At 57.7% G+C, this 25151-nt stretch carries 19 protein-coding genes and 1 tRNA gene; 11 read left to right on the forward strand and 9 right to left on the reverse strand.

The window, feature by feature from the left end; translation table 11 throughout:
* Nucleotides 1-67: 67 nt before the first annotated feature.
* The 4 genes from rsfS to AB6729_RS12740 all read right to left on the reverse strand — a co-directional run bounded on the left by rsfS (nucleotide 68) and on the right by AB6729_RS12740 (nucleotide 2634).
* Nucleotides 68-721: a ribosome silencing factor gene (gene rsfS / locus AB6729_RS12725; RefSeq protein ID WP_371081997.1), complete on the reverse strand. Its 654-nt coding sequence runs from the start codon at nucleotides 719-721 to the stop codon at nucleotides 68-70.
* Nucleotides 722-803: 82 nt separating this feature from the next.
* Nucleotides 804-1409 (reverse strand): nicotinate (nicotinamide) nucleotide adenylyltransferase, encoded by a 606-nt coding sequence (gene nadD, locus AB6729_RS12730; protein WP_371081998.1) that lies wholly within the window; start codon nucleotides 1407-1409, stop codon nucleotides 804-806.
* A gap of 11 nt (nucleotides 1410-1420) precedes the next feature.
* Nucleotides 1421-1807 carry a DoxX family protein gene (locus AB6729_RS12735; protein ID WP_371081999.1) on the reverse strand — a complete coding sequence of 129 codons (387 nt, stop codon included), beginning with the start codon at nucleotides 1805-1807 and terminating at the stop codon, nucleotides 1421-1423.
* Between the two features lie 62 nt (nucleotides 1808-1869).
* A complete protein-coding gene (locus AB6729_RS12740; RefSeq protein WP_371082000.1) occupies nucleotides 1870-2634 on the reverse strand; it encodes a TIGR00266 family protein in 765 nt (254 codons plus the stop codon).
* Between the two features lie 296 nt (nucleotides 2635-2930).
* Between AB6729_RS12740 and AB6729_RS12745 the strand changes: the two genes are divergently transcribed.
* Nucleotides 2931-4343, forward strand: coding sequence for an ATP-binding protein (locus AB6729_RS12745; RefSeq protein WP_371082001.1), 1413 nt, complete (start codon nucleotides 2931-2933; stop codon nucleotides 4341-4343).
* 339 nt (nucleotides 4344-4682) lie between these two features.
* On the opposite strand, the gene AB6729_RS12750 is transcribed toward AB6729_RS12745, so the two are convergent.
* Nucleotides 4683-4758 (reverse strand) — tRNA-Cys (locus AB6729_RS12750).
* Nucleotides 4759-4813: 55 nt separating this feature from the next.
* A complete protein-coding gene (locus tag AB6729_RS12755) occupies nucleotides 4814-5470 on the reverse strand; it encodes a peroxiredoxin (RefSeq protein ID WP_371082002.1) in 657 nt (218 codons plus the stop codon).
* Between the two features lie 207 nt (nucleotides 5471-5677).
* Between AB6729_RS12755 and AB6729_RS12760 the strand changes: the two genes are divergently transcribed.
* Nucleotides 5678-6580 (forward strand): PhzF family phenazine biosynthesis protein, encoded by a 903-nt coding sequence (locus tag AB6729_RS12760; protein WP_371082003.1) that lies wholly within the window; start codon nucleotides 5678-5680, stop codon nucleotides 6578-6580.
* Nucleotides 6581-6938: 358 nt separating this feature from the next.
* Complete coding sequence (locus tag AB6729_RS12765) at nucleotides 6939-7376, forward strand: response regulator (protein ID WP_371082004.1); 438 nt, start codon at nucleotides 6939-6941, stop codon at nucleotides 7374-7376.
* Between the two features lie 55 nt (nucleotides 7377-7431).
* On the opposite strand, the gene recG is transcribed toward AB6729_RS12765, so the two are convergent.
* Nucleotides 7432-9723 (reverse strand): ATP-dependent DNA helicase RecG, encoded by a 2292-nt coding sequence (gene recG, locus AB6729_RS12770; RefSeq protein WP_371082620.1) that lies wholly within the window; start codon nucleotides 9721-9723, stop codon nucleotides 7432-7434.
* 73 nt (nucleotides 9724-9796) lie between these two features.
* Between recG and AB6729_RS12775 the strand changes: the two genes are divergently transcribed.
* From AB6729_RS12775 to AB6729_RS12785, 3 genes are all read left to right on the forward strand, one after another.
* Nucleotides 9797-9988, forward strand: a complete 192-nt coding sequence (locus tag AB6729_RS12775) for a 4-oxalocrotonate tautomerase family protein (protein ID WP_371082005.1) — start codon at nucleotides 9797-9799, stop codon at nucleotides 9986-9988.
* Between the two features lie 6 nt (nucleotides 9989-9994).
* Complete coding sequence (locus tag AB6729_RS12780) at nucleotides 9995-10906, forward strand: ABC transporter ATP-binding protein (protein WP_371082006.1); 912 nt, start codon at nucleotides 9995-9997, stop codon at nucleotides 10904-10906.
* Between the two features lie 86 nt (nucleotides 10907-10992).
* Nucleotides 10993-12228 carry an ABC transporter permease gene (locus AB6729_RS12785; RefSeq protein ID WP_371082007.1) on the forward strand — a complete coding sequence of 412 codons (1236 nt, stop codon included), beginning with the start codon at nucleotides 10993-10995 and terminating at the stop codon, nucleotides 12226-12228.
* A gap of 71 nt (nucleotides 12229-12299) precedes the next feature.
* Here the strand turns inward: AB6729_RS12785 and AB6729_RS12790 are convergent, their stop codons facing one another.
* Nucleotides 12300-15860, reverse strand: a complete 3561-nt coding sequence (locus AB6729_RS12790; RefSeq protein WP_371082008.1) for a carboxypeptidase regulatory-like domain-containing protein — start codon at nucleotides 15858-15860, stop codon at nucleotides 12300-12302.
* A gap of 250 nt (nucleotides 15861-16110) precedes the next feature.
* Nucleotides 16111-17184: an MBL fold metallo-hydrolase gene (locus AB6729_RS12795; protein ID WP_371082009.1), complete on the reverse strand. Its 1074-nt coding sequence runs from the start codon at nucleotides 17182-17184 to the stop codon at nucleotides 16111-16113.
* Between the two features lie 106 nt (nucleotides 17185-17290).
* Here AB6729_RS12795 and AB6729_RS12800 point away from each other — a divergent pair, with 106 nt between their 5' ends.
* From AB6729_RS12800 to AB6729_RS12820, 5 genes are all read left to right on the forward strand, one after another.
* Nucleotides 17291-18517: an ABC transporter permease gene (locus AB6729_RS12800; protein WP_371082010.1), complete on the forward strand. Its 1227-nt coding sequence runs from the start codon at nucleotides 17291-17293 to the stop codon at nucleotides 18515-18517.
* 3 nt (nucleotides 18518-18520) lie between these two features.
* Complete coding sequence (locus tag AB6729_RS12805; RefSeq protein ID WP_371082011.1) at nucleotides 18521-19771, forward strand: ABC transporter permease; 1251 nt, start codon at nucleotides 18521-18523, stop codon at nucleotides 19769-19771.
* A 365-nt stretch (nucleotides 19772-20136) separates the two neighbouring features.
* The gene (gene hpnI, locus AB6729_RS12810) at nucleotides 20137-21363 is read left to right on the forward strand and encodes a bacteriohopanetetrol glucosamine biosynthesis glycosyltransferase HpnI (protein WP_371082012.1); all 1227 of its coding nucleotides are present in this window, start codon (nucleotides 20137-20139) and stop codon (nucleotides 21361-21363) included.
* 603 nt (nucleotides 21364-21966) lie between these two features.
* Entirely contained in the window at nucleotides 21967-23268 is a 1302-nt protein-coding gene (glyA, locus tag AB6729_RS12815; RefSeq protein WP_371082013.1) for a serine hydroxymethyltransferase, read from the forward strand.
* Between the two features lie 433 nt (nucleotides 23269-23701).
* The gene (locus AB6729_RS12820) at nucleotides 23702-25120 is read left to right on the forward strand and encodes a mercuric reductase (protein ID WP_371082014.1); all 1419 of its coding nucleotides are present in this window, start codon (nucleotides 23702-23704) and stop codon (nucleotides 25118-25120) included.
* The last annotated feature ends 31 nt before the right edge of the window (nucleotides 25121-25151 follow it).

Here is a 25151-nt window from a genome sequence, read left to right on the forward strand (position 1 = left end):
CCCCCCCCCCCCCCCCCCCCCCCCCCCCCCCCCCCCCGCTTCTTTGTTCCTGCGAAGGGATGGAACCTTATTTCCCGGTGCGCTTTGCCACTTTCTTTGGTGCGACCTTCTTTGCGACTGGGGACTTTACGGCGGGCTTTGTAGCTTTCTTGACTGCAGTCTTTTTCGTTACCGCCTTTTTGGCTACCGTCTTTTTCGCTACCGTGGCTGTCTTTTTTGCCGTGGCTTTCTTTGGTGCGGCTTTCGTTGTGGGTGTCTTTACCGCGGCTTTCTGGGTGCTTTTCTTTGCTGTGGGTGCCTTTGCTGCGGGTACGCCAGTCTTTTCGCGGGTCCTGGTTACGGCGGCTTTGATCTCGCTGTTCAGCTCGTCTGCGCTAATGGACTTGGCTGTTTTGCGCAGACGTTCCAGGCCGTAGTACTCGCGTTTTTCCGGCATAAAGACGTGGACGACGAAGTCCACATAATCCATCAGGACCCATTCGCCCTGGCGACGGCCTTCCACTGAGTTCGGTAAAACACCAAAGTCCTTCTTCAAACGATATTCAATCTCGTCTGAGATGGCGACATTCTGGCGTTCGTTCGTTCCGCTGCAGATCAGGAAGTAATCCGTCAGCGAGCTTTCCGATGGGTCCAGTGCCAGGATGCGGATATCTTCCGCCTTCTTACTGTCTGCCGCGTCCACTGCTGCGGCAAGCAAACGGTTCGCTTCCAATGTTGGCATTGGTTCTCCTTCTTACAATCTTCAGGATAGACGCGGACAGGCCCATCCTGCCACTGTCAGTATGTATCCTGCGGCATTGATTTTAGCGAGCATGATAAAGGTGCATGCGCGCAATGTAGAGCGCCACCTTGGTGGTAAGCATGGTACCGCAGGAGATACCCAGCCGCAGGCGTTCGCGAATGGCGCTTGCAGAGGTTTCTTCTTCCAGATCCGTCAGCAGATGCACACGCTCCCGTTGCTGCGGAGAAAGCTGCAGGGACGAAAGATTATCCAGATCGAATCCGGGGCGTGGCAGCACGATCCATTGCGCCTCTTCCAGCAGGCGTTCCGGCTCATGCCAGCGGCGAAGCGTCAGGAAGCTGTCGGCTCCCACAATGACGAAGATCGAAGCCTCTGGATACAGCGTGCGTAGTGTGGCGAGAGCGTCCACGGTGTAGTTCGGCGAGCCGTCAGCGCGGGGCGCGTCCAGGTCGGTCACTTCCAGCCTTGGGTCTTCCGCGCAGAGCAGGCGTGTCATGGCCATGCGGTCTTCAAAGCCTGCACCCGGTGTTTTCTTCTTCAGTGGCTGCACGCCTGTGGGCGCCAGCAGCACGCGGTCAAGCGCGAAGGCATCTGCGGCCCTGAGTGCAGCGTGAAGATGTGCGCGGTGGGGAGGGTCGAAGGTGCCGCCGAAGTAGCCAATGCGCATGCTTGAAAAGCTTACCAGCCCAGCATTGCTTTGCGCAGGCCCGGACGACGCAGCAGAAGCCCTGTCCACACCAGGAAGCCGAAGACCACAGGCACAACCCACATCGGATCGCCAACGCGTGCGTGTGTCATCACAGCGCCGCCCATGTAGGCGGTCATCAGGATCGCGCCAATAGGGGCTGTACGTGGAATCAGGTACAGCACGCTGCACAACAGTTCCGCCAGGCCCACCCACAGAATCATGCTGAGGGGGATGCCGAACGGGGCCATGCCCTGCTTCACCATTTCGGCTCCGCTGAGTGCGGTGAAGGAGCCCGTAAAGAGCATCAGCGCGGGAATGGCGCTCAGAACCCAACCTGTCCAAAACTGTGCCCGGCTGGGCGTACTTTCCTCTGGCATAGCAAAACCCTCGTGGAATTCGTTCCACGAGGGTAAATGCCTTGCACGCTTCTGCCAAGGGGTTAGCGGTCGTCAAACATACCGGCGATTGCACCACCGATGAGGCCAGCGCCAAGCCCAGCGCGCGTCTCCTGGCCGGGGACTTCCAGGTAGCCCTGTATGGCGTGCGCCAGGCGGGCAATGGGTAGCGTCTGCAGCCATACACGGCCGGGGCCGGTCAGTGCGGCCAGGAAGATGCCATCGCCGCCAAAGAACATGTTGCGGATGCCGGGGACGCGTGTGATCTGAAACGAGACTCCTGCGTGGAACGCGCCCACGTGGCCAGGGTGCACGCGCAGCGTTTCGCCCGGCGCCAGATCACGTACAACCACTTCGCCGCTCAGTTCCAGCCACGCTGTGCCCTGTCCGTAGAGCTTCTGCAGCAGGAAGCCATTGCCGCCGAACAGGCCAGCGCCCAGCGACTGCTGAAAACCCACGCTCAGCCCGATGTTAGCCGTCGCGCAAAGGAAGCCGTTGCGATGCACCATGTACTCGTCGCCGTTGCCGTGCAACTCCACGGGAACAATGTGTCCGGGGACCTTGGTGGCGAAGGCGACTTCGCCGGGCTGACCCAGGGCTGTGTACTCCGTCATAAATAACGAACCGCCACCGGCCATGCGCTTGACGGCTCCGAAGAATCCGCCACCGCCTGCGGCCTGTGTGTGCGTGTGCATGTTGATGCTGGCGCTCATCCAGCTCAGTTCTCCTGCTTCGGAGATGACTGTCTCTCCGGGCTGCAGCAGAAATTCAATGGCGGGCATGGTAGTGCCGTGAATCCGCGATTGCATGATGCCTCCGGGCGTGCTGCCTTCAGCAGCGCTCCAGATTCAACATACGCCTGTCGCGTCAGTGTGGTTCCCTGCAGCAGATATATCGAGTGTCTTCCGCTACATCGAATCTGAAGACTGTGATAAGCGGATTTATTACTGATCCCGGCCCGATGAGTGACTTGGCGATTTGTCACCAACTGACGTAGCAAATGTGGGGATGCCATGGTTTTCGGAGAATCGCGTTTCGGGAAGAGGCTTCTGGAGCCCCGTCCAAGTGCAATGGTTGTTGAATCAGAGGTACTCTTTGAGAGTCTATGCCCATCACAGCAGCGCAAATTGACAATTGGCGGCGAGAACGTAAGGAACACCAGCAGCTGGAATTCAAGGCTGCTTCAAGGCAGTATGACACCCGTAAACTTTGCGCCTACTGCGTCGCACTCGCAAATGAAGGTGGTGGCCATCTTATTTTGGGAATCGCCGACTCTCTGCCTCATGATGTGGTCGGGAGCGAAGCTTTTCCTGATATCAACGACATCGCACAGAATCTACTGAGATGGCTAAATTTTCGTGTGAATGTCGAGGCGGTCCATCATCCGGATGGAAGAGTCATCGTATTCTCGATACCTTCTCGACCGCGAGGAACTGCTTACCACTACGATGGGCGCTATCTTATGCGTTCTGGCGAAGAACTCGTCGCGATGAGTGAGGACAGACTACGGGTAATTTTTGACGAAGGGCGACCGGATTGGCTGGCTCAAGTTTGCCGTGAAGGCTTGAGCGGCACTGAAGTGGTGGAGCTATTAGATACGCAAACCTTTTTTGAGCTACGCAAATTGCCTTATCCCACCGATCAGGCTGGCGTGTTGGAGCGTTTACGGAATGAACGCCTAATTCTTCAGAGAGGTGGAGGATTCGCGATTCTGCGCTATGGAGCACTCCTACTCGCGAAGCGGCTCGCAGACTTCGAGGATCTGGCAGGCAAAGCGCCTCGTGTAATTGTTTACAGAGGTTCCTCCAAGCTATCGACCAGGCTGGAGCAGACAGGAGGCAAGGGCTACGCTGTGGGGTTCGAAGCTCTTGTGCAGTTTGTGATGACGCAACTCCCTCGCAACGAACTCATCGGCCTCGCTTTGCGTGAAGAATTTGAGCTGGTCCCGTCGATCGTCATTCGTGAACTCGTAGCCAACGCACTTGTGCACCAAGACTTCTCCTTGTTCGGAGCATCGGTGATGATCGAGATTTACGACGATCGTGTGGAAATTTCGAACCCAGGCGAACCTATCATTCCCAGCGTTCGATTCATAGACGGGTCTCGGTCGCGGAACGAGACGTTCGCGTTGATCGCTCGTAAACTTCGCATGTGCGAGGAAAAGGGATCGGGGATCGACAAAGTGGTGAATTCGATCGAGGCGTACCAGCTTCCAGCACCTGACTTCACATCCACATTTGGACGTACAGTTGCAATTGTTTATGGGCAACGTTCTTTTGACCGGATGAGCCGCGCAGATCGTCTGCGCGCCTGCTATCAGCACGCTACGCTCCGGTACGTCATGCATGGAGAAAAAATGTCAAACCGCTCGCTTAGAGAGCGTTTTGGGTTGCCTGAGGATAAGGCAGCTGTGGTTTCGCAGCTAATTGCTGCCGCTTTGCAGGAAGGGTTGGTCAAAGCTGACGAAACAACTGGAGATTCCAAGCGGTTTGCGCGTTACGTTCCCTTCTGGGCGTAGTTCATTTAAAAGCTACTTGGGTACATGTATAAGTCAATACATTAAGCTGCTGTAAACAAAAGACTTGTTTATTTAAGGCCAATAAACGTTTTGCACAAATTCAAATGAATTGAATTCCGTCCAGAGAGCAGTGAACGGGCGACATTTTGCCAAAAATGGAAAGAGAGTGTAACCGGCTACCGCTATTGATTTCTTCTGCAAACGTATTGCGATCGACATTACACCCGAAAATGCAATGGAACTCGCTCAGTCAGTGTCACCTGATGCAGCGAGTCCCTACATTCTTCCCTACACCGCTTTGATTCAAGCAAAGCGGTGCAGGGAAATTAAAGAAATTATTGGAGCACCGGGCCGGGATTGAACCGGCGAATACTGGTTTTGCAGACCAGCGCGTTAGCCACTTCGCCACCGGTGCTTGTTCTGCTTCTTACTTTACGCTGTTTGCGCGCAGGTAAGAAGCAGAGAAGCAGTTACTGCGGCTGCTGCGTCGTGCGCAGGTACGGCTTCACTGTCTTGTAGCCGGGGAACTTCACCGCTGCGTCGTCGTTGGAAACAGCGCCGGTGATAATCACATCGTTGCCCTTCTGCCAGTTTGCAGGTGTAGCCACCGGATGCTTCGCCGTGAGCTGAATGCTGTCCAGCACGCGCAGAATCTCGTCGAAGTTGCGGCCCGTGGTCATGGGATACGCCAGCGTCAGCTTGATCTTCTTGTCCGGTCCAATGACGAACACGGTGCGCACCGGCGCGTTGTTCGCGGGTGTGCGGCCTTCGCAGCTATCGCCTTCCTCAGCAGCCAGCATGTCATACAGCTTGGCAATCTTCAGTTCCGGGTCGCCAATGATGGGGAAGGTCACGTCTGCGCCGGACACATCCTTGATGTCCTGCGCCCACTTCGAGTGGTCGTCCACCTTGTCCACGGAGAGGCCGAGCACTTTCACGCCGCGCTTGGTGAACTGATCTTCCAGGGTGGCCACTGCACCCAGTTCCGTGGTGCAGACGGGCGTGAAATCCTTCGGGTGCGAGAAGAGTACAGCGTAGCTATCGCCAATCCACTCGTGGAAGCGGATGGGGCCCTGCGTGGTTTCCGCGGTAAAGTCCGGTGCGGTGTCGTTGATGCGGAGAGACATCGTGTTGTTCCTCTTTCCTGGGTCCTGAAGCAAAATCTCGTGCCAAAACGAAACCCACCGTTTTCAGTCGGTGGGCGGGGTGCGATTGCGTCCTGTGGCTGCTTTTACCGGCGCGCGCGCGACCCTGCCTGCATACAGAGACAGCAGCAACGGATCGAGTTCAAACGCATCGTCATCACCTGCAACAATAGCTCTGGAGGTTTCGTCATGTCAAACAGCCGTATGCTTGCCTGGGCCCAGGCAGATGTCTTCGCGGAACGTCGTTACGAAGGGAATCCGCTGGCAATCTTTGCCGATGCAACGGGTTTGAGCACGGAGCAGATGCAGTCGCTGGCGCGCGAAACCAACCTTTCCGAAACCACCTTTATCCTGCCCGCGCCGCCGGAAGACGAACTGCAAAATGGCGTGCGTGTGCGCATCTTCACCGTGGAGGAAGAACTGCCCTTCGCAGGCCACCCCACGCTGGGCACCGCGAGTTGGATTCGCGAACACCTGCCACACTTCGCACATGCAGAAGAGGTGAAGCTGAAGCTGGATGCAGGCATCATCCCGGTTCGTTTCCGTACTTCCGCGCTTGAGGAAGAAGGTATCCACGGCGAAATGCGTCAGCGCGATCCCGAATTTGGCGCAGTGCTGGCGAGGGAATCGCTGCGTAACGCCTGTGGTCTTGCCGCGGACGATCTGCACACGTTGCTGCAGCCGCAGGTGGTCAGCACGGGCCTGCCATTCTGCATCCTGCCGTTGGTATCGGTAGAGGCATTGCAGCGCATGTGCGTCAATCACAGCGCGTTAAAGGAACTTCTGACGGGCACCGGGGCAAAGTTTGTCTATGCCATTGCCGATGCGGGCGAAGGCAAATGGCGTGCGCGGATGCCGTTCAACGGCAGCGATGATCCGGCTACAGGGTCCGCTGCGGGATGCTGCATCAGCTACCTGGTGAAGCATGGAGCCGTGGCCAGCGGTCAGGCGGTCGTGATTCACCAGGGGCAGGAGGTACATCGACCCTCCCAATTGCATGTGCGTGCCTCGCTTCATGACGGCAAGGTGAACGATGTGTACGTCGCAGGTTGCACCGTCTTTGTTGCAACGGGACGGTTTACGCACCCGTAATACAAAGCCTTTCCACGCGCGTTGCACAGGCTAAGTTATTGTTATTGCGCAACTTGATTGCAATGGTGGAAACCTTGTCCGAAAGTTCGCACAGGTTTTCGCCTTAATTTCGCCGTTGCGCAGCGGCCCGGAGCTTCGTACTTTGGGAAAGCGCTGAACGAGACACATTCGTTTGACGCAGTCGCTACGCGGATTTTCGCGAGCTCACAAGACATTTGCCGTACCCCATGAAGTGCCTGCTAACCGCAGGCAAACATCCCCGGCTGCGCGTTTTTTCCCACGCGTTCAGGCCAACGACCCCGTGCGCCCCCAAAGAGGCGTCGCTGCACCAATTTTTGCTCTGGAGACTAAGAACGACATGCGCCCCAAGAAGATCATCCTCTGCGTCGACGATAACGAACAGACCCTCTCCGTTCGCAAATTCCTGCTGGAAACCAAGGGATATCGCGTCCTGACCGCCACCAGCGGCCACGAAGCGCTGGAGATCGTGGAGAAGTATGCGCCGGGTGAACTGTCGCTGCTGATCAGCGACCTGCTGATGCCGCAGATGGATGGCGTGGAACTGATTCGCCGCATGCGCGAAGTGCAGCCTGGCCTGCCGTCGCTGATGGTCAGCGGCACCGTCACGGGCTACGAGCGCGGCGTGGGCGCGGACATGTTCCTGCCCAAGGGTGCATGCTCACCCAGCGAACTGCTGGAGCGTGTGCGCGTTCTGGTGGCCCGCAAGCGCGGCCCCAAAAAGGGTTCGCACCGCATACCGGTCATGCCGGAGATCGCGGCTCAGCAGGCAGCGTAAAGAACGAACGCAGCGTCGCAGCGGATTCGCCGCGAGCGCTGCGTTCGCTAGTGCCTCAGGCCTCGACGAGTCCGTAACGCCGCTGCCAGTGCTGTTTCAACTGTTGCCGTACCAGTCCACGTTCTTCCTCGCTGACATCTTTTAAACGTACCTCCGCAAAGTCTGCTGCCTCGTTCTTCGCAATCTCCAGCAGACGACGATCGCGCACAATGTTGGCCACACGGAAGTCCGGCAGGCCAGCCTGCTTTGTTCCGAAGAACTCACCGGGGCCACGCTGCGCCAGGTCAAGTTCGGCAAGCTCAAAGCCGTTGTCCGTGGACACCATCGCGTCCAGGCGTTGTTCTGCTTCCGGTGACACGCGCGCTCCCGTCATCAACACGCAATAGCTCTTCGCAGCGCCACGGCCCACGCGACCGCGTAACTGGTGCATCTGCGACAGGCCGAATCGTTCCGCATGTTCAATCACCATGACGGACGCATTCGGCACATCCACGCCCACTTCAATCACGGTCGTGGAGATCAGCACGTCAATGTCGCCGCGCTTGAACTGCGCCATGACGATCTCTTTGTCGTCGGCGCTCAAACGCCCGTGCAGCAGCCCGAGTCGAAGCCCATGCAAAGGTCCATAGCGAAGCTCTTCAAACATCTCCACTGCGGAGCGTAGCGATGGCTTTTCAAATAATTCTTCGGCTTTTGCAGACTTCTTCGCAGATTTCTTTGCTGCTGTCTTCTTCGCTTTCGAAGCTGATTCGCTGACTTGCTGACTTGCTGACTCGCTGCTTTCCTGAGGGAAATCCAGTTCTGGTTGATCGTCCTTTGAGCCTTCAATCACGGGATAGACAACATACGCCTGCCGTCCCAGCGTGATCTGTTTGCGCACAAAATCCCACACTTCCAGTGCGCGTTCTTCGCTGACACGACGAGTCACCACGGGCGTTCTGCCCGGTGGCAGTTCGTCAATCACACTCACTTCCAGGTCGCCATAGATCGTTAATGCAAGTGTGCGCGGAATGGGCGTTGCCGTCATCACCAGCACATCAGGGTCTGCGTTGTCGTCCTTCTTCATCAGCGTGAAACGCTGACGCACACCAAAGCGATGCTGCTCATCCACAATGACCAGTCCGAGATTGGCGAAGTCCACCTTCTGCTGAATCAACGCCTGTGTGCCGATGATGAGTTCGGCTTCTCCGCTGGCCACACGTCGCCGCGCACGGCGCTTCTCCGCGTCGTCCAGCGAACCGGTTAACAACGTGACCTTGTACTCGCGCGAGGCCCGCTTCAGCAGCTTTCTCGCAGAGAGATAGTGTTGCGTGGCAAGGATTTCCGTGGGCGCCATCATTGCCGCCTGGTAGCCGTTTTCAATCGCCACCAGGGCGGCTTCCATGGCAACGATGGTTTTGCCACTCCCCACATCACCCTGCAGCAAACGTCGCATCGGTTGTGGTCTTCGCATGTCTTCCACAATCTCGCCCAGCACGCGCTTCTGCGCGCCTGTGGGGCGGAAGGGAAGCACTTCCTTGATCGCGTTGCGCACGCGTTCATCCGCAACAAAGGCAATGCCCGCGCGGTCGCGCATGCGTTTGCGCTTCAGCTCCAGCCCCAACTCAAGGTAGAAGAGTTCTTCAAAGATCAGCCGCGCATGCGCCCGCGTACTGAAACCCTGCAGGTCGGCCATGGATGTTCCTGCAGGAGGGAAGTGCGCCTCACGCAGTGCATCCAGCCTCGATGGCAGGCCGAGCCGCTTGCGCATGGAACGCGGCAGCGGATCCAGCAGTTCCGGCCCTTGTGCCAGGTCTTCCAGCAGCCGCCACACCACCTGCCGCATCCATCGTGAACCCAGCTTCGCGCCCCACGCCGTTGTGCCGCCCAGTGATTCGTAGACCGGCACAATGCGGCCCACCTCCAGCATCACGGCATCCTGCGGCTCATCCGGCCCGGGTAGCATTTCAAACTGCGGCTGGATCATCTTGAACTGGCCCGCACTTGAGCGTGATGGCTCCAGCTTGCCGTACAGCGCCACCATCTGGCCGGGCTTGAACTTGTCCTGCAGATACTGCCCGCGAAACCACATGGCCTTCAGCGTTCCGGTGCCCTGTCCCACGGTCATCTCAAAGATCGGCATGGAACGTGCGCGCAACACGGTCGAGCCGCGCACCTCGCCAATCACACTGGCCATTTCGCCGGCCTTCAGTGCACTCAGCGGCTTCGGATCAAGGCGGTTTTCATAGCGAAAGGGCAGGTGATACAGCACATCTTCCACGGTCTCCACGCCGCGTTTCTTCAGCGCTTCCGCATTGCGCGGACCGACGCCTTTGATTAGCTGAACAGGCGTGACGAGAGTCATCATGAGGCGATGATAAGGCAAAGATGGCGCTGAGTTCTGCACCGCTCCGCTGCTATGCTCAACGGTGAGGATATCCATGCCAATCATCAACATTCAGATGCTGGGAAGCGCCACCAGTGAGCAGAAGGCGCAGATCGTAAAGGAGATCACCGACACCATGGTGAACATCCTTGGCAAGAACCCGCAGAACACCCACATCATCTTCAATGAAAAGAGCACGGAAGACTGGGGCCACGCGGGCGAGCTCGTCGCGAACCGGAAGAAATAAGCCGACATGCCTACCGTTCAACTCAATCACATCCGCAAGGTCTATGACACGAAGGTCGCTGTCGAAGGCCTGACGTTGACCATTGAGCCCGGCACCATGTTCGGCCTGCTGGGGCCAAATGGCAGCGGTAAAACATCGTCCATCCGCATGATGATCGGCATCACCGTGCCGGACAGCGGCACCGTGGAACTGTTCAACAAGCCCTTCGATCGCAAGTTGTTGGGACGCGTCGGCTATCTGCCGGAAGAACGCGGCCTCTACAAGAAGATGAACGTGCTGGAACAGATTGTCTTCATGGGGCAGCTACGCGGTCTGAGCGCGACGGAAGCCGAGAAGCGCGGCAAGGCATGGGCAGAGCGGCTGCAGATCACTGAAGCGTTGCCCAAGAAGACAGAAGAGTTGTCCAAGGGCATGCAGCAAAAGATTCAGTTCATCACCACACTCATCCATGAACCGGACCTCATCATCATGGACGAGCCGTTCAGCGGTCTTGATCCGGTCAACGGTGCGCTGCTGCAGGACACGTTGCTGGAACTGCGCAACGCGGGCAAGGCGATCCTGTTCTCCACGCATCGCATGGACCAGGTAGAGAAGATGTGCGATGCCATTGCCATCATCTATCGCGGCAAGCTGGTGCTGGAAGGCACCATGCGCGAGATCAAGCAGGAGTATCCGCGCAATCGCGTGGACGTGGTGTACGAGGGAGATGACAGCTTCCTGAATCATCCGGATGCGGAAGAGGTGAATCGCTTCGGCAATGGCATCGCATCGCTGAAACTGCGCGGCCATCAACCAGATGCGCAGCCGCTGCTGGCGGAAGCCGTCGCGCGCGGCACACGTATTACGCGTTTTGAAGTGAAGGAACCCACGCTGGAAGAGATTTTCATTGAGCGTGTGGGAGGCAGCGCCGATGCATAACATGCCTTTTGCTTGGAAGGGGACGGGCTTCAGCCCGTCCATCCACATGCGCTCATTGCGAGGGGCTTTGGCCCAGGAGGGACGCGATGCATAACATTTTCCTTATCGCTCGCCGTGAATACCTGGAGCGTGTGCGCACCAAGGGATTCATGATCGCCACGATTCTGATCCCGCTGCTGATGGGCGGCGGCATTGCAGCGTCGATCCTGATTGCGAAGCACACCAAGTCGTCGTCGCACATCGTCATCGTATCGCCGGATCTTGCGCTGGCTACGGATGTGCAGAAGCAGTTGGATGATGACACCGACCACAACATGCAGCTCAACGTCATCGCTCCTCCCACCGTGAACACGCGGCCAGCCCTTCAACGCGAGTTGAAGGCGAAGGACATCGATGGCTATCTGTGGATCACTCCGGCAACGGTCCAGGGGCAGAAACCGTCGATTGAGTACAAGCAGGGGTCGTCCGCTGACCTGGCCACACGCAATACCGTGCGCGCTGCGCTGGGGAAAGTATTTACCCGCGAACGGTTAATGCAGCAGGGCATGAGCGCCGCCGATGTGAAGGCCTTGATGGCGCCCATCTACATGAGTTCCTCGAATGAAGAGCAGGACGACACCAGTGCAAATTTCGCGGGTGCGTATGTGCTGTTCTTTCTCATGTACATGGTCATCATGCTTTATGGCATGAACGTGGCGCGGTCGATCATTGAAGAAAAAACATCGCGTGTCTTTGAAGTGATGCTGGCGACTGTGAAGCCGAGCGAAATGATGGCGGGCAAGGTCATCGGCGTTGGCTCTGTCGGATTGACGCAGGTTTCGCTATGGATGCTTGCAGCAGTCATCCTCACGGCCACGCCGCTCATGACGCACCTGCTGGGCGGTGGAACGCACATCTCCATCTCCGCGGAGCAGGTGGGCTTCTTCATCATCTACTTCCTGCTGGGCTATCTGTTGTATTCGGCAATGGCCGCTGCGCTTGGCGCCATGACGAACTCTGAGCAGGAGCTGCAGCAGTTGAACATGTTCCTGGTGATGCCGCTGGCGGCGTGCATGATTTCACTGCCGCTGGTGTTGAATGCGCCACAGAATATCTGGTCGCGCGTCCTGTCGCTGGTGCCATTCTTCTCACCGCTGCTCATGTACATGCGCATCTCGGTTTCGCCTGTGCCCTGGTATGAGATTGCAGCGTCCATCGTGCTGATGTCGCTGACCATCTATGCCGTTCTGTGGATCGCCAGCCGCATCTATCGCGTGGGCATCCTCATGTACGGCAAGAAGCCAAACCTGCCGGAAATTCTGCGCTGGCTGAAGTACAGCTAAGCGATACGAATCGGAAATAGAAAGGGCCGGCTCTTCATGAGCCGGCCTTTCTGCTGTTGTGTTGATGTTGGTTAGAACAGAATCTTTCCTGAGAACTGATACTGTCGCGGGAAGTTCTGTTGCGTTGAGCCTACCGTTCCGTAGCCCTGATAATAGCCGGGCTGTCCGGGAAGGCCTTTGCCTGTGACTGTGATGGGGGTGTTTGGATTGTCAGTGCTTGGGCCACCAAAGATCGGTGTGTTCATGGCATTGAACGCTTCTGCCTTGAACTGGAACTTCACCGTTTCCGTGATGGAGAACTTCTTCTCCAGGCCAAACGCCACTTGCGGAGCATAGGGGTTACGTACCAACGTAGTGCGGGGCTGTTGCGTTACCGCGGTGTATTCGCTGAAGTTAGTAAAGCAACCGGGATTGCTGTTGTTGATATAGTTCGCATAACCGCGGTTTGCGGACACGATGTTGAAAGAGCCGCAGTTGTAGTTGTATCCATTGGGGAAGTTAATCGGCGTACCCGCCTGGTTCTGCAGGATCCAGTTGAACTGCCAGCCGCCAATTGCTGCATCGGTAACCTTGCCCGCATTGCCAAAGTAGTGTGCGCCCTTGCCGAGCGGCAGGTTGTACAGACCACTAAAGGCAATGACCCACGGACGATCCCCTGAGTCGATACCGTAATACGGCAAGGCATCGACGAGGCCCATCGCGTTGTTGTTCAGGAAGCCCGTCGCAGACATCAGCTTGGACCAGGTGAACGAACTCAACAGGCTCAGGCCACCCAGCGCATTACCCGTATTGGAGATGCGCTTTTCTGCCTTCACCTGTAACGAGTTGTAGTTGCTGTAACCCTGTGCGTTGGTATAGGTGTACAGGTCTCCGTTGTATTGCGGATAGGGAACCATCAGGTAACGTGCCGCAATGGTGGGATTCTGTCCCAGTGAGGTGGTTGCAGGCAGCACACCGTAGAACGGGTTTGTCACCTGCTGGTCAAGGTATGAGTTGTCGGCATGGCCCTTGGCGAAGTCAGCGGGGTTGAGCCCGTTCAACTGTTTGCCTGCACGCAGGTGATAGGTGTGCGCTCCCACGTAATCAATGTTCAACACAACGCCCAGCGGCAACTGCTGCTGCACGCCTGCCGTCCACTGCTGAACGATGGGGATCTTGCGATCCTGCTGATCAAAGGAGAGCGAGTTACCCGTGAGGCCAAGCGCACCCTGGGTCGTTCCTGCAGGTGGTTGCGCACCGTTCGGAAATGGATTGCCATCGCGGAAGAACGTGGTGGGCGTTCTGCCGGTATCTGCGCTGTAGTTGTAGTTGGTGGTCTGGCTGAAGGGCGATGCGCCACCCAGTTCAATACCGAACGCCTTCGAAAGCGCATAACCAGCATGGATCACCATCATCTGGTTGGGGCTATACGAGATACCCAGTTTCGGCTGCCAGAAGCCAGTGTTGTTGAGATACGCCGGGTTGTTTGAAGACGCATACTGCACCGCGCCCTTGATGGGGCCTGAGAAGTTGTAGCCGTTGGGCAGCGTCCCCGGAAAGGCGATCATGCTGGTGAGCGGATTGGTTACATTCAGGTCCACACCTGCAAGCAGACGGTTGTAGCGCTCCACGGGTGAACGTTCTTCATCCCAGCGGATACCCGCATTGATGGCCAGCTTGTTGTTTACCTTCCAGTTGTCCTGCACGTAAAAGCCAAAGTACTTGTAGCTTTCGTACGGACTGTTTTGCCACTGCACGCTGCTGTTGTTCTTGTTAGGAAGGTTGTTGGTCGGAATGCCCAGCAAGGCTTCTGCAATTGCTGAACCGTCGTTGTTCCCGGTGGTGTAATCGCGTTGCGTAAAGTTCGTGCCGAAGTCGAAGGTGCCATTCGGCTGGCCCACGCCACCGGAAACGTCGTGGTACAGCGAGAACTCGCCACCATAATGCAGAGAGTGGCGACCGATATTCTGTGTAATGGACGGTCCGATGTCATAGGTTTCAAACATCGTCTTACCCACCTGGTTGCCCACCACACTGCTGATGTTGTCTGCAAAGTTGAACTCAGGCGCCAGGTCTGCTGAAGACGTAGGAATTGCCGGCATGCTCAGACCAAGGCTTCCTGCCGTCAGCGTTGACAGCCCGGCGGCAACGGTGCCGTTGGGCGAAGGGTTGGAGTAACGGTTGTACGAGACACGCACATCACCCACCAGATTGCTGCTGAAGGTATGGGTCAAATCGAGCACGCCCGTCCAGTCAGAGCGCTGGTTATTGATGTTGCCCTGGATTGCCGGTCCGGTAAATCCGTTGGAGTTGCGGTATTCCTGACCGCTCCAGAAAGCCACGATGCCATAAAGCTTGGTGCGGTCTGTCAGGTTGTAGTCGGCGCGGCCAATCGGCATGTTATAGCTGTAGCGGTCCTTGCCGTTGAAGACATAGTTGTTCACATAGCCTGAGCGGTTTGGCGCGGGGAACAGCTTCAATACATTCGCGCCAATGGCGCTGATGCGGTCTGCAGGAATGGTGTTGTTCGCAAATTGCGTGCGCGTGTATTTGGAACAGGTGGCATCTGCGCACACCGTGGTGTTGGGATCGTAGATACCATTCGTCTTACCAATGGCATTCAGATAGTTCGTCAGGTTCACGCTTCCATCGGGTCCCGGAAGCATGTCGGCCGTAGGCACTGACGTGACCACAGGAGCAGGCAATACCTCTCGCCAGCCTTCATAGCTGAAGAAGAAGTAGCCTTTATTCTTCTGGAAAGGGCCACCCACAGTACCACCGAACTGATGCTGATTGTGAAAGGGTTTGGCCGCGTTTGTCTGGTTCAGCTGAAAGGTGTTGGCCTCAAACGCAGAGTTACGGAAGAACTCATACGCGGTTCCATGAAAGTTGTTCGAGCCGGACTTCAGCACAGTATTGATGGCGCCACCACCCACGCGGCCATACTGCGCGTCAAAGGTCACGGTCATCACCTTGAACTCCTGCACAGCATCCACAGAAGGGGAAATGGTCCATGTGCCAGAAGGGCCCCCACCCTGAATAGAAATGGGCGCGCCATTCAGCATGAACTGATTGGTGCTACCGGGCTGGCCGCTAATGGAGTATGCGTTGTTCACGTCCCATGCACGATTGCCGGAGAAGCCACCCGCGCCGAACTGTGTCTGCGTGAAGTTTGCTCCGGGTGTCAGTTGGATCAACTGATAAATCTGGCGTCCATTCAGTGGAAGGTTCTGCACCTTCTCTGGATCGATTACGGTGCCAGCGGATGCATCCGTGGTGGAGATCAGAAATTGATCGGTGCTCACCGTGACTTCATTTGCAGTCGAGGCGACACCCAGCTTTACCGGGATATCCACTGTGCCAGAAACCTGTAGCAATACGTTCTGATGAACGTTGCTGGCAAAGCCCTGCGCAGTGACAGTCAGAGTGTAGGTGTTGGGTTGTGCGAAGGGGATAACGAAGCGGCCTGAGGCGTCGCTCTTAACGGTGTAGGTCTGTTGTGGGCTTTTGGCTTCAACATTGGCGCCGGGGACAATTGCGCCGGTGGAATCAGTGACAGTGCCGGACAATGTGCCGCGATACTCCTGCGCTCCCGCAACCGCGGAAAGCAACAAAAGTGGGCCCACCGTCAGAAGGGGGGAGTGTCTGAACATGGGGACTGACCTCGTCGTGAGTGAAAACAACCAAAACAATACCGTTGGACAAGAACAGTCACGTCCAGCGGTGAAGAGTGAATATGGTTGATGTTCACGAGTTCAGTAAGTCTTGGTCAACGAAATCGGCGTTGCCAAAAACAGTCATTCCTCGCCCACTCACGCCGCGTTCCAAAATGACAACAGAGGGCGAAAGTGGCACGAGCGCGATAAGCAACCAAACTAACTCGTGTGAAGTCTCATGCGGTCTTCATACGCGGATGGCAACCTTGCTTGCGGCGTCTTCCGCATGTTCTGTTCCGTTGGCGGGTGCGGAACGATAGCGCTTCCACCACAGTGAATTCATTGCCTGGCCTGCGAACTCGGTGGGCGCACCTGGTTCCGGCATCCACAACGGAAGTCCGGCTTCGGCAGCCAGTTTCGTAATGCGTTCCGGTGGATGGAACCAGTCATGGAAGGCTAGGTTGAACAGGCCCCAGTGAATGGGCATCAGCACCTTTGCATCCAGGTCCAGCGCGGCCTTCATCGCGTTGTCCGGGCCCAGGTGAATCTGGTCCCACAGCGGATCAAACGCGCCCACCTCCAGCGTGGCCAGGTCGAACGGGCCATAGGCTTCGCCGATTTCGCGATAGCCCTCCCAGTAGCCGGAGTCCGCGCCGTGGTACAGGTTGTGGCGTTCCGTCTTCAGCACAAACGACGACCACAAAGTTTCATACCGCTTGAACGAACGCCCGGAAAAATGGCGTGCCGGAAGCGCCGTCAGCGTCAGCGGCGACGGCGATGCAGACGGTACCGTGAAGCTGTCCGTCCACTGCATCTCGTGAATTTTTTCCGCGGCAATGCCCCACTTCCGCAGCAATCCGCCCACACCGATGGAACAAACGAAGAGGGGTGTGCGTTCCTGTAACTGCAACACAGCACTCTTATCCAGGTGGTCGTAGTGGTCGTGGGTCAGCAGAATGGCGTCCAGCTTTGGCAACTCCGCAATGGTCAGCGGCGGAGCGAAGAATCGCTTTGGCCCGAACCACTGCACCATGGACGCGCGCTGCGAAAAGACCGGGTCGGTCAGCAGCGTGGTGCCGTCGATTTCCATCAGCAGGGACGAGTGTCCCAGCCACGTCACACGCAGGCCCGATGCGGGCGGCTGCGCAAACGTAGACAGGTCCGTGCGGAACGGTCCCAGTGGCTTCCTGGGGACGCGTTCTTCCTTGCCCGTGATCAGGCGTCGCAGGATCTGCGGGAAATGCTTCGTCGCGCCCACCTCGGTGGGAACCGGGTTCAGATAAATACCGTCTCGGGTTTCGGCCGGTTTCAAAAATGCCATTGCTTAAATTGGATGCCGGGAAGCACCGCGCGTAGCAAATATCCTCAGGAAAGTTGCATCGCCCGGGGCAGCCGCAACGGGAGTACCCTGAAGGGACGGGTGAAACATGCATTGGTCTGAGGCGCTGAAACTGGCGCTGCAATCGTTATGGGTAAACAAGCTGCGCACGGTGCTCACGCTGTTTGGCGTGGTCATTGGCGTGGCTGCTGTTATCACCGTGGTCACGCTGGTGAACGGCGCAAACGCCTATGTCGATCAAAAGCTGAACACCTACGGTTCTGACGTGTTCACGCTGGGCAAGCAGCCTGCATTGATCACCAGCTACGCTGAGTTTCAGAAGTACAACCGTCGCCGCAATATCTCGCTGGACGACTATCGTTACATTCACGACAACTGCCAGCACTGCAAGGAAGTGGGCGCGGCGTATTCGACCAACTCGAACTCGGTGAAGTTCGCCAATGAGACCAGCACCAGCGTCTCCATTCGTGGATGGACGCCGAACATGCCGGACATCAACAACATCAACATTGTGGAAGGCCGCATCTTCACCTCCGTGGAGGATGAGCGTGCCACGCCTGTTGCCGTAGTCGGCAGCGACATCCAGGAGAACCTTCTCAAGGGCGAAGATCCCATCGGAAAGGTCATCACGGTCGATGGCATGCCGTACACCATCATCGGCCTGGGTGAAAAGCAGGGAAAGACGCTGGGCGCCAGCCAGGACAATTACGTCATCCTGCCCATCACCACCATGCAGCGCATTTACAGCTCGCATTACAGCAACACGATTTACGTGAAGGGTCCCGGGTCCGGCCCCGTGCTGGAAGAGACAGCGGAAGAAGTGCGTACGTTGATGCGCTCCATCCGTCACGACCGTCTTGGCGAAGAGGACAGTTTCTCGCTGGAGTTGAACAACTCGTTCCTTTCCCTGGTACACACGGTCACCTCGCTCTTCGGCGCCATTGCAATTCCTGTTGCTGCGATCTCGCTGATCGTTGGTGGCATCGTCATTATGAACATCATGCTCGTCAGCGTGACGGAACGTACGCGTGAGATTGGCATACGCAAAGCTCTGGGAGCCAAGCGCCGCGATGTGCTGTTGCAGTTTGTCATTGAGAGCGGACTCATGGCCACAGCGGGCGGCATCCTCGGCGTGTTAACGGGGGTGGTCGTCGGATTTGCCATCTCTTCGGTCGCGGGATTCCCCATGAGCGTCGCGTGGTGGAGCGTCGTCGTGGGCCTGCTCGTCAGCACCAGCGTTGGCATCTTCTTCGGCGTGTATCCCGCGCGCAAGGCGGCCATGCTGGATCCCATCACGGCTCTGAGGGCGGACTAAGTCATGACACTTGCAGACGTCAAAGAGACCATCGTCATTTCACTGGATCAACTGCGTGCCAACAAACTGCGCAGCGGCCTCACCGTACTTGGCATCGTCATCGGTGTGCTCACCGTCATCATCATGTCATCCGTCATCAACGGGCTCAACGGCCAGGTGAACGGCATCATCTCGCAGCTTGGATCGAACACGCTGTTCGTCTTCCGCTTTGAGGTCTTCGGCAAACGTCCCACGCTGGAAGAACTGGCCCGCAAGCAGCTTACGTATGAAGACATGATGAGCCTGCAAAAACTGCCGCATGTTGTGGCGGCCAACGCAGGCCTGCGCTATTCCGATTTCAACTTCGGCGGCGGTGGCGGCATGGTTTCGGTCAGGGCAGGCGACCGCAAGCAGGACAGCGTTGGCCTGGCAGGAGAAAACTTCACCTCGCCTGAGGTGAATGACTGGCACATTGATCGCGGCCGCTTCTTCTCGCAGGACGAGCAGGAGCGTGCTGCCAAAGTGGTGCTGCTGGGGCACGACACCGCAGAAGATCTGTTCCCCAACGAAAACCCCATTGGTAAAGAGATCACTACACCCGGCATGACCGCTACGGTCATCGGAACGCTCGAAGCTTTCAAGGGCATTACGCCGGGCAAGAATCCCAACGACAGTTATCTCTTCATGCCGCTCACCACCTTCCACAATCTGCACCCGGAGATTCTGGATTACTGGATCACGGTGAAGTATGACGACGCGAAGTATCGCGCGCTGGTGGAAGAAGAGATTCGCGAACGGCTCCGCATCCGTCGCAAAGTCACCGTCGATAAGGACGACAACTTTGTCATCTTCGGATCAGATTCGCTTTCGCGTTTGTGGGCGCAGCTTACGGACGGTCTGTTCCTGCTGATGTTTGCTCTCTCCAGCGTGGGCCTGATGGTGGGCGGCGTCGGCGTAATGAACATCATGCTGGTTTCGGTAACGGAACGAACGCGAGAGATCGGCGTGCGCAAAGCCATTGGCGCCACAAAGCGAACCATCCTGCTGCAATTCACGCTGGAGGCGATGGTGCTGTGCGCCGTCGGTGGATTGATCGGCATTACGCTGGGATCGCTCATGGCGCTTGGCATGGGTGTGGTGTTGCCGTCAGTGCTCTCCAGCGCATGGGTCATCGCGGCGTTCACTGTTTCCATCGCCATCGGACTCGTCTTCGGCATTTACCCCGCATGGAAGGCCGCGAATCTGAACCCAATTGAGGCACTGCGCTACGAGTAGCGCAGTGCGTTCGATTGTGCCGTCATTCTGAGCGCAGCGAAGAATCCCAACGCATCCACCTGCTGCGATCCATTCAAACCCTTTTTGCCACAAGCCCAAACCAGCTTCGCACGCGAAGCTCGCACGGCTGAAGGCCGTCATCCTGAGCGAAACGAAGTGAAGTCGAAGGACCTGCTTTCCTTTCCCTCTCTACAGCGCTGGGGGAAACTAACTTTCCAGAAGCCCTGAAAAATGACACAGAAGCGAATCCTTTACGGTGCCAACGACCTTCGTCTCAGCATTGTTCCAACGCAGTAGCTCCACGGTGCAATCGGCAGGTCATCCTTCGCTGCCTTCAGCGTTACGGTTTCGCGGAGATAATTCGATTGCCGTATTCAGCACCTTCCAATCACGCGCAGTCGTCCATCCGCGCCACTGGATACACTGGAGAGGTGACTGTTGCAGAAGCTATTACCCTTGTCACCACGCTGCTTACGCTGGCCGGCCTCGCGTTCCTCATGATCGCCCTTCTCGCGGCACGGTCGTTTCGCCGCGAACCCGTCTCCGCGCCGCCGGCATCGCTGCCCACCGTCAGCATCCTGAAGCCCGTCAAAGGATGGGATCCCGGTCGCTACGACGCGTTCGCCAGTCACTGCACGCAAAACTATGGCGGCCGTTACGAACTCCTGCTGGGCCTGTCCGATCCGGACGATGCGGATGTTCTGGCCGAAGTAGAGAAGCTCCGCGCCGCCTATCCGCAGGCGATTATCCGCACCGTTCCCTGCGGCCAGCGGCTCGGCGCCAATGGCAAGGTCAGTACGCTGCTGCAGATGGTGCCACACGCGCTGGGTGAAGTGCTCATCATCAACGATGCGGACATCGTCGTTTCGCGCGACTATCTTGTCCGCGTTATTGCCGATCTTTCGCAGCCAAACACAGGCATGGTGACCGCGCCATACCTCGGACGCACGGCAAACAAGCCGACGCTGTGGGCGCGGTTGGAATCGTTGGGTATCAGCACGGATTTCCTGCCCGGTGTACTTACGGCGCGCCTGCTGGATCGCGGCGTACGCTTCGGCCTTGGCAGCACGTTGGCGCTTCGTCGAGAGACTCTGGATCGCATCGGCGGCTTCGAACCCCTGCTGGACATGCTGGCGGACGACTACGAACTGGGCGTGCGCGTCCACAAGGCAGGCCTGCGCGTGGTGCTGTCGCCTGAGGTGGTCAGCACCGCGGTGCCGCAGTACACCTTCCGCGACTTCTGGGACCACCAACTGCGCTGGTCGCGCGGCGTCCGCGATGCCCGCAGGCTCGGCTACCTGGGCCTCTGTCTCAGTTACGCATTGCCCTGGGCGCTGGCAAATGTCATCGCCAGCGGCTTCGCTTTGCCCAGCTTCACCCTGCTTTCGCTGGTGTTGCTGGCACGTGTCGCCGTGGCTCTGTCCATGGGCGCAGGCATCCTGCGCGACGGACAGATCTTCCGCGACCTGTGGCTGCTACCGCTGCGTGACTGCTTTGGCCTGTTATTTTGGGCCTGGAGCTACGCCGGTGAAGATGTGTTGTGGCGTGGGGAACGCTTCCGTTTGAAGCAGGGCCGGCTGATTCGCGCATAGCGGATCGCAGACCCGGATTCTGTGTGATGTACTTCAAGTTCGAATAAGGTTACAGGCGGCGGCCGTCGTCCTGCGGCATGCAGACGAATGCAACCACGCAAGGAAATATCACGGCGCCTAGCGCCATGCTGGCAAGTATTAGAAGTGTCATTGGGCGGCCTCTGCTCTCTGTACGATTTCGATCGGTTGGAGCTTGTTTTGATTTTGAGGTTGCGCAGACATCCCGTTCTGATTGGAACGGGTGGATAAAAAAATCAGTTCCTGAAGCGAAATGAAGTTTTTAGTTCAGTTCCTGTTCCCGATCGCTGTGACGCATCGCGATCAAGCAGGGTAGTGCGAGCATTCCAAGGAAAACAACTGCAACTAGAATACCGTGCATTGGGAGAATCTCAATTCTGGAAAAGGCCTCTCATGTGCCCTTTCTCATGTATTTACGTTTACCCATTTGATATCAATCTGTGATTCCACTAAGGCGGTACACGCATAACACTTTTGGGTGATCTGGCGGCCCAATCACGTCCTGGGATGCCTAAGTTCAAAGGGATGAAATAATAGGAGGTGCTGCGCCTTCCCGCGCTACTTGCCTGAAAGGATGTTTCCCCGATGCCTATCGATTTTGAGGCCCCTCTCGCCCTGTCCGATCCCCAGATTGCAGAACAGATTGCCCTGGAGGCGACGCGTCAGCACGACGGCCTGGAGATGATCGCGTCGGAGAACTTTGTCTCGCGCGCCGTGCTGGAGACCGCCGGAACGGTCTTCACCAATAAGTACGCTGAAGGCTATCCCGGCAAGCGTTACTACGGCGGATGCGAAAACGCGGATGTGGTGGAGAACATCGCCCGCGATCGCGCGAAGCAGATCTTCGGCGCGGAACATGCCAACGTGCAGCCGCACTCCGGTTCGCAGGCAAACGCTGCTGCGTACATGACGCTGATCAATCCCGGCGACACCGTCCTCGGCCTCGACCTGGCGCACGGCGGCCACCTGACCCACGGCCACAAGCTGAACTTCAGCGGCAAGCTCTATCGCATTGTGGGCTACCAGGTACGCAAGGATACGGAAACGGTCGATTACGACGAGCTGGAAGCGCTCGCCAGGAAGGAGCAGCCCAAGGTCATCGTGGGCGGTGGTTCGGCATACCCGCGTCAATGGGATTTTGAGCGTATGCGCGCCATTGCCGATGCCGTAGGCGCATACCTGATGATCGACATGGCGCACTTCGCCGGTCTGGTTGCGGGTGGCGTGCACCCCTCGCCCGTGCCGCACGCGCACATGGTCACCACCACCACGCACAAAACACTGCGTGGACCCCGTGCAGGCATGGTGCTGTGCAAGCAGGAGTTTGCACAGGCGCTTGACCGTTCTGTCTTCCCGGGTCAGCAGGGTGGACCGCTGATGCACATCATCGCGGCCAAGGCCGTCGCGTTCAAGGAAGCTCTGCAGCCGGAGTTCAAGACCTACGCCACACAGACCGTTGCCAACGCCAAGGCTCTCGCAGAGGCACTGGCCGCAGAAGGCTACCGCATCATCTCAGGTGGTACGGACACGCACCTGCTGCTGGTCGATGTGTTCGCCAAGGGCATTCTGGGTTCTGAGGCTGAGGCCGCGTTGGGCAAGGCCGGCATCACCGTCAACAAGAACGCCATCCCCTACGACACCAACCCGCCGCTCAAGCCCTCCGGTGTTCGCTTCGGAACGCCAGCGCTCACTACGCGTGGGATGAAGGAAGCGGAGATGCGTCAGATCGCCAAATGGATCGGCGAAGCTCTCGAAAACCGCAGCGACGACGCGAAACTCGCGCAGCTTCACGGCAAGGTGAGCGAAATGGCAGAGAACTTCCCGCTCTATGGCTGGCTGCGTCAGCCCGCGGCGGTGGCAGAGCCGGAAGCAGCCTTCGCAAGCTAGCTCGCTGCAAGACCAACGAAGCTCTGAATCAGCGAAGCTCATACGACCCGTAAGGGGCGTCATTGTGCCGACGAAGCTCATACGCCCGAAGGTCGTCATCCTGAGCGAAGCCGAAGGACCTGCATTCTTTAGTGCTCACTGCAATGCCTCCGGGAAGCACCCTGCAATCGCGCAGGGTCGCTTCCGGGCGAAATCGTAGTGAGGGACAAGAAAGCAGGTCCTTCAGCTTCGCTTTGCTTCGTTCAGGATGACGCGCTTTGCGCGTAGGAGCTTCTCTCCGATAGAAGGAGGCGCGCTTCGCGCCTGGAGCTTCACTCCGATACAAGAACGACGCGTGTGAAGAACCGAGCGTATCGCCAAAAACTCGCGCTCAGCCGTTGCCGCGAACATCAATGCGCATATCCTGCATCCAAACATGCGGGAGACTCCACACATGGCAGAGCGGCATTTTGATGCGGTGATCATCGGCTCCGGGCAGGGCGGCAACCCTCTCGCGAAGGCCACCGCGAAGCACGGCTGGAAGACCGTTGTCATTGAGCGCCGCTATCCCGGCGGCACCTGCGTCAACGACGGCTGCACGCCTTCCAAGACCGTCGATGCCTCCGCGCGCGTGGCCTATCTCGCGCGTCGTGGTGCGGACTTCGGTGTTCACACCGGCAACATCACCATCGATCCTGCAAAGATTTACGAGCGCAAGCAGAAGGTGTTGATGGCATCGCGCAACAACATCGCAAAGTCTCTCTCCACCAGCGAAAACAGCACGCTGCTCATGGGCCAGGCATCGTTCGCGGAACGGCAGCCCGGCGATGGCACGTATCGCATCGACGTGGTTCTGAACGAAAGCGATGCGGAAACCATCACGGCCAGCCGCGTCTTCCTCAACACCGGCGAGCGCCCACACATCCCGGACAACGTGGAAGGCCTCACCAGCCTGCCCATCCTCGACAGCACCTCCATGCTTGAGTTGAAGGAAGTGCCGCAACATCTGCTGGTGCTGGGCGCGGGCTACATCGCATTGGAGTTTGCGCAGATGTACCTGCGCTTCGGTTCAAAGGTCACGGTGATCGAACGTGGCGAACGCATCGCGCAACATGAAGACGATGACATTGCCAAATGCCTGCGCGACATCCTTACCGAAGATGGGCTTCGCATTCTCACCTGTTCCGCGGTCACGCGCGCACTTGGCTCGGCGGGCAACATCACGCTCGAACTGGTCACGTCGGACGGCCCAGTTACGTTGCAGGGAACGCATCTGCTCGTCGCCACCGGACGCACGCCCAATGTGGAACCGCTGCATCTGGATCGCGTTGGAGTGAAGCAGAACAAGTCCGGCCACATTGAAATAAACGACCGCCTGGAAACGTCCGCGAAAAACATCTGGGCCCTGGGCGACGTCAAAGGCGGCCCTGCCTTCACGCACATCTCGTACGACGACTTCCGCATCCTGCGCACCAATCTTCTGGAAGGTGGCAACGCTTCCATCAAAGATCGTTTGCTGACCTATTGCATGTTCACGGACCCGGAGCTTGCGCGTTTCGGCCTGAACGAAAACGATGCGAAGAAGCAGGGCAGAGAAGTGCGCGTGGCGGCGATCCCCATGAAGTGGATGGCGCGCGCAAACGAAATGGACGAGCCGCGCGGCATGATAAAGGCGCTCGTCGATCCGCAGACAAAGCAGATTCTCGGCGCAACGGTGCTTGGCGTGGATGGGGGCGAAGTAGCGGCGCAGTTGCAGATCGCCATGATGGGCGGCCTGCCTTACACGGCGTTGCGTGAAGGCATCTTCGCGCACCCCACGAAATCGGAAGCATTGAACACACTCTTTACCAATTTCCGCGACGGCAAAGAGTAGAGCCGCACCGGTTACGCAGATTTCAGCGACA

The organism is Terriglobus sp. RCC_193 (genome assembly GCF_041355105.1).
In the GTDB taxonomy this organism is placed as follows: Bacteria; Acidobacteriota; Terriglobia; order Terriglobales; family Acidobacteriaceae; genus Terriglobus.